Here is a 5,721-nt window from a genome sequence, read left to right as displayed (position 1 = left end):
TGTATAAGAGAAAGGTATTAAACCCATTAATAATACTGCGCCTAAAAACGCTCTAAAAAATAATAACTTTGTTATTGCTTTTTTTATCGCGGCAGAAGATTCCATTATTCTCTCATCCTTCGCACGTTATTTTCCTGATAATTCTAAATTGCTGGATCTTTCTGCCCAACAACCTGAACCATCAGGGATTAATTCTATAATTTCGATAAATTGCGGCGTTACTTTAGCAATTCGGCCATGATAAAGCCCTAAATACTCACCTACACCCATGCGATAAACATTGGCATCACTAGATTCGACTAAAGCCCATATAGTACTATCTTCACTCAATGTTCCGCGCATTCTTAAATTGTCTAATGCATAAGTTTCTAAGCGACCTTTGCGACGTTTCAAGTCTGGTTGTAAACAATCTCTAGATGTATCAACCACCTCTTCTGTCAATTCCCTTGATGGTGGAACAAACGGACTGCGCATTAATTCAGCTTGATAAGCAAAATGTTCGAACTTCGGTGTTTGTTTCAATGGTGGTATACGGGCAACGTGTTGCGCTTTTGTAGTAGTAACAAATAGCTCTAAATCGCTGCGTTCGCCAATACAACCACTCAATAAAAACACCATTGATAACAATAAAGGCAAAAATTTCATTATTTCTGCCCCTTATTGGCCTGTTGTGTTAATTCAGCCCCTTCTTTAAAACGATACGTTTTAGCAAGAATATCCATCGATAATCCACCGGCATCATTCTGCTTGATACTAAAATCATGCAGACTGACAATTCGGGGTAACTTGGCAACGCCACTGACCATATTACCCATTTGATGGTAATCACCTACTACTGACATTTTTATTGGAAATTCAATATAAAAATCACGTTCGATTTCATCATCCCAATCTAGGCTATTAATTCTGAGGCCTGCGTCAGTTGCAACAAACGTTAAATCATCTAATAAACCAGGCATTTCATTTTCGGAGGGTAGCATTTTAAGCAATTCGGCAAACTGCACTTCCATCACGTCTAATTGTTCACGGTATAGCTTAAGATTAGCTGCTAAACGATATTTAGTTTCAAAATCTTCACGTAATTGAATTTCTTTGTGCTGTTCAGCTTCCATTTGATCGATAGAATCTGAAATAAATAAATAATAACTCGCACCGATAACACACAAAGACAAAAATACAGCAAATACAATTTTTACCAGTTTGGGCCAACCACCGATATTTTCAAAATCAATATCGTTAAATTGATCTAGGTCGAGATTCATTTTCTCGCTCCTTGGTTCGGATCAACATTAGTGACTTGTGAATCATCACGGATAGTGACACGTAATTTAAACCGCTGTAACTGCCTTAATTCTTCATTTTGGGTCACAATCGATTGCATACTCGGATCGTTAAGATAAGAAGATGTTTTAACCTTTCTCATCATATTCGCGACGTTATTATTTGATTCACTACGCCCTTCGATTAATAACACGCTACCTTTTTTCTCTATACTTGAAAGATAAATACCAGGTGGCACGATTCGGACTAATTCATCTAAAACATGAGTAGGTAAATTACGCGACTGCTGTAAATTGAGAATAATCTCAGTTCGACGTTCGATATCTTTTTTACGTTCGGTAATTTTTCTAATTTCTGCTATCTGGGTATCAAGTAATGTAATTTCTGAGACCAAATATGCATTACGCTCACGCTGATCATCAGTGACAACCTCTAGAAAACCCAAAAATAAATATACAACGAGTGATGTGACTAAAAAAACTAACGCTAAAATGCCGATAAAATCGCGTTTTTGCTTTTCTCTAGCTTCTTCACGCCAAGGTAATAAGTTTATGTTCGCCATTGAGCATAACTCCTTAGCGCAAGACCACATGCCACCATATATTTGCTTATATTCGGTTGAAGTTGACCTTTCATAACATCATCTGCATGCAAACACCCCTGAAAAGGATCAGCAACAATGGTATGAGTACCTAACTCGTTTGTTAGTAATTCAACCATTCCTTCTAACTTAGCTGTACCACCACACAAAACAATATAGTCAACTTTTTCACGCCCACTGGCAGTACAATATATTTGTAAGGTTCGTTTAATTTGTTGTAACAGTTGCATTTGAAACGGAGATAAAACTTCGAACATATAATTACGCGGTAATTGTCCAGAAATCTTAGCTCGCTCAGCCTCATCATGGGGCATACCATAAAATGACACAATTGATTGAGTAAATAACTCACCGCCAAAGGCTTGCTCACGTATAAAGGTAGTATCACCATTTTCAACCACAGAAAATGTGGTCATATTGGCACCAATATCAACCATGGCGATTGATTTAGCTTTAGCGCCGTCAGGTAACTGAGCATAAATTAATTCTGCGGAGCGCCCTAGTGCATAAGCTTCCACATCAACAACTTTAACATCCAGCTCAATAGCATCCAAAGAGTCAACACGCGAATCAATGTTCTCTGTGCGGCATGCGCTCAGTAATACGTTAACTTTGGTTGGGTCGGTAATATTCGGATTAAGCCTTTCAAAATCAATGCTGACTTCATCAAGTGAATAAGGAATAAGGTTGTCAGCTTCAATTTCAATTTGAGCCTCCATTTCCTCTTCATTTAACGCCGCATCCATATAAATGACTTTAGTCATAACGGCAGAACCAGAAACCGCGACAGCTGCGAACTTTAGCGATTTAGGTAAACCCCGCCGAATCTGTCTTAGTGACTCAATTACCGCTTCAGTATCACGAATATCATGATCGACTACAGCTCCCTTTCTAACAGGAACTGACGCATGATTTTGAATTTTATATCCATCCGCAGTCTTGCTCAACAAAATGGCTTTTATTTCATGAGACCCAATATCAATCCCAACCATCTGAGGTGCTTGACGCTTCCATAATTTAGAAAGCATAGTCCGTCATCACAATTCTATTTTTATTTTCTAAGAGATTAGCACATAATCAACTCGTTATAAGTATTTGTATAAAATGTTTCAGCATTTTACAAATACTATTTAGTTATTTCATGTTTTACTTCACCAAAAACTCTCCCGCTTATATACTACCGCTACTATTTGTGATTTTCTGGAATTATCGAGTGAAGTGGTTTAAACGTTTATTAATTGCATTTTTTAGCCTATCACTACTTGGCATTGCTGCTATAGCTGCCGCTTACTTTTATGTGCTACCTGATTTACCCGATGTTAATTCGCTAAAGACGGTCCAATTACAAACTCCGCTGCGTATTTATAGCCGCGATGGCAAACTGATTTCTCAATTTGGTGAGAAACGTCGTATACCTGTCGAGTATGAAGAGGTGCCAGCTCAGTTAATTAATGCGGTACTCGACACTGAAGATGCGCGCTTTTTTGAACATAACGGTATTGATCCGATTGGTATTATCCGCGCGGCACTTATTTTAGTCACAACAGGTAAGAAAAGCCAAGGTGCGAGTACAATTACGCAACAGGTTGCTCGAGGCTTTTTCTTATCTAACGAAAAAACATATATTCGTAAAGTGAAAGAAATCTTTCTTGCGCTAAAAATTGAAAAAGCATTATCGAAAAAGGAAATTTTAGCCCTTTATTTAAATCGTTCATTCCTCGGAAATCGCGCTTATGGTGTCGGTGCGGCGGCTCAAGTTTATTATGGTAAAGAACTTAGCCAATTGACACTGCCAGAAATGGCGATGATAGCTGGCCTACCGCAAGCTCCGTCTGCAGCGAATCCAATCAGAAACCAATCACGTGCGATAGCTCGTCGTAACTGGGTATTGAGCCGTATGCTAGAGAAACGAAATATTACTCAAGCAGAATATCAAGAGGCTATTAGTAGTCCGTCGACCGCGAAATACCATGGCGCTGAAATTGATTTATACGCTCCGTATGTTTCGGAAATGGCGCGTGATTACATGATCCAGAAATACGGTGAAGAAGCAGCCTATACTAACGGTTACAATGTCTACACCACGATATCATCCGATCTCCAATTGATGGCGCAGGAGTCTTTAAGAGATAACGTTTTTGCTTACGACCAACGACATGGCTTCCGTGGACCTGTCGCTGAATTATGGACTGATACTCCGCTAGAACATGATGAAATCATCGCAATTTTAAAACGAACTTCTTCAATGCAGGGCATTATGCCGGCCGCGGTTATCAGTGTAAAAGATCAGCAAGCACAAGTCATTGATGACAAAGGCGAACTGATTACACTGGAATGGAAAGGCCTAAAATGGGCTCGTAAGTTTATAAGCGATAAACGCCAAAGCTTACCTCCGAAGCAAGCCAGCGATATATTGACCGCCGGCCAACAAGTGTGGATCCGTCATAATGGTAAACATTGGCAGTTGTCTCAAATACCGCAAGTGTCTAGTGCGACAGTGTCACTTGAACCTCATGACGGTGCCATTAAAACCCTCGTCGGTGGATTTAGCTTTAGTCAAAGTCAATTCAATCGTGTGACTCAAGCTAAACGCCAATTAGGTTCCAATATTAAGCCTTTTATTTATGCCGCAGCATTAGAAAAAGACTACACATTGGCTACGCTTATCAATAACGCTCCGATTAATAAACCAGACACCCGCCAGGGCACAGCGTGGCGTCCTAAAAATTCACCAGACATCTATGGTGGCCCAACACGCTTACGAGTCGGTTTAGCGCAATCTATTAACGTTATGTCAGTGAGAGCCATGCGTCACACTGGTTTAGATGACACCATCAAAAAATTAATCCAATTTGGTTTTGACCCGAATGATTTACCTCGAAATGAATCGTTAGCATTGGGTTCACCTTCAGTGACACCGTTACAGGTCGCCACTGCATTTAATAGCTTTGCAAATGGTGGTTATTTAGTTGAACCTTACTTTATCGATCACGTGACCGACTCATACGACAACACGATTGAACAAACCATTCCCGCTATTGCATGTAGCAAACCAGCACCCTCTGTTGAAGATGATGTGGTTATTGAAGATCCATTTGCTGCGATGGCTGAAGAATTCTCTCAGCAAACTCCTGAAGCATCAGTAGATACATTAGATGGAGAGGTTGAAGCAACGTCCATTACCGCTGAACAAAACATTTGCAGTAATCCACAAGCTCGCTTTGCTAAGCGAGTCGTTTCAGAACAAACTGCATTTTTGATCACTGAAGCGCTAAAGAGCGTAATTTGGGGTGGCGGCGATTGGAGCAAAGGTACAGGTTGGAATGGTACCGCTTGGCGTGCATCTAAATTAATTAAGCGTCATGACATTGCGGGTAAAACAGGTACAACTAACGAATCTCGAGACACTTGGTTCAGTGGTTTTAACCCTACACTTACAGCAACGTTCTGGGTTGGTTTTGATGACCATGGACGTCAACTAGGACGCTCAAGCTGGAGAGCTAACGGCGAACCAGATCAAATATCAGGTGCTGAGGCGGGTGCTAAAACGGCAGGTCCTGGTTGGAATGACTATATGAATAAAGCTCTGTCTGGTACCCCTGAAGCTTCAGTTATCCCGCCAAAAGGAATTGTATCTGCGCGTATTGATTTAGCCACTGGTAAATTGACTCGCAAGACAGACCACACTACCGAGTTTGAGTATTTTGTTGAAGGTACAGAACCCAAAGAATATGTTACTGAAACACAGCAAAGTGGCGATATTTTTATCGACAATGTTGCTGAAGATTTATTTCAATAATAGGGTTTAAAATAAATTGATTAAAAAAGCCATTCGACTG

At 40.2% G+C, this 5,721-nt stretch carries 5 protein-coding genes; 1 reads left to right on the top strand and 4 read right to left on the bottom strand.

The features are described 5' to 3' along the window. Positions 1–126 precede the first annotated feature (126 nt). From CXF78_RS12180 to CXF78_RS12165, 4 genes are read right to left on the bottom strand one after another with little or no spacing between them, the layout of a single operon-like run. Positions 127–645 (bottom strand): pilus assembly protein PilP, encoded by a 519-nt coding sequence (locus CXF78_RS12180; RefSeq protein WP_011635863.1) that lies wholly within the window; start codon positions 643–645, stop codon positions 127–129. Continuing rightward, on the bottom strand, positions 645–1,262 hold the full coding sequence (locus CXF78_RS12175) for a type IV pilus inner membrane component PilO (RefSeq protein ID WP_011635862.1): 618 nt from the start codon (positions 1,260–1,262) through the stop codon (positions 645–647). The genes CXF78_RS12180 and CXF78_RS12175 overlap by 1 nt, the downstream gene beginning before the upstream one ends. Next, entirely contained in the window at positions 1,259–1,843 is a 585-nt protein-coding gene (locus CXF78_RS12170) for a PilN domain-containing protein (RefSeq protein WP_011635861.1), read from the bottom strand. Before CXF78_RS12170 ends, CXF78_RS12175 begins: the two co-directional genes overlap by 4 nt. Further along, positions 1,831–2,910: a pilus assembly protein PilM gene (locus CXF78_RS12165; protein WP_011635860.1), complete on the bottom strand. Its 1,080-nt coding sequence runs from the start codon at positions 2,908–2,910 to the stop codon at positions 1,831–1,833. The genes CXF78_RS12170 and CXF78_RS12165 overlap by 13 nt, the downstream gene beginning before the upstream one ends. A gap of 185 nt (positions 2,911–3,095) precedes the next feature. Here CXF78_RS12165 and CXF78_RS12160 point away from each other — a divergent pair, with 185 nt between their 5' ends. Further along, on the top strand, positions 3,096–5,681 hold the full coding sequence (locus CXF78_RS12160; RefSeq protein WP_041412737.1) for a penicillin-binding protein 1A: 2,586 nt from the start codon (positions 3,096–3,098) through the stop codon (positions 5,679–5,681). Positions 5,682–5,721 lie beyond the last annotated feature (40 nt).

This window comes from Shewanella sp. 11B5 (assembly GCF_002836795.1).
In the GTDB taxonomy this organism is placed as follows: Bacteria; Pseudomonadota; Gammaproteobacteria; order Enterobacterales; family Shewanellaceae; genus Shewanella; species Shewanella frigidimarina.
The sequence above is the reverse complement of the archived record's forward strand: the minus strand, read 5'-3'. Positions and strand labels throughout refer to the sequence as shown.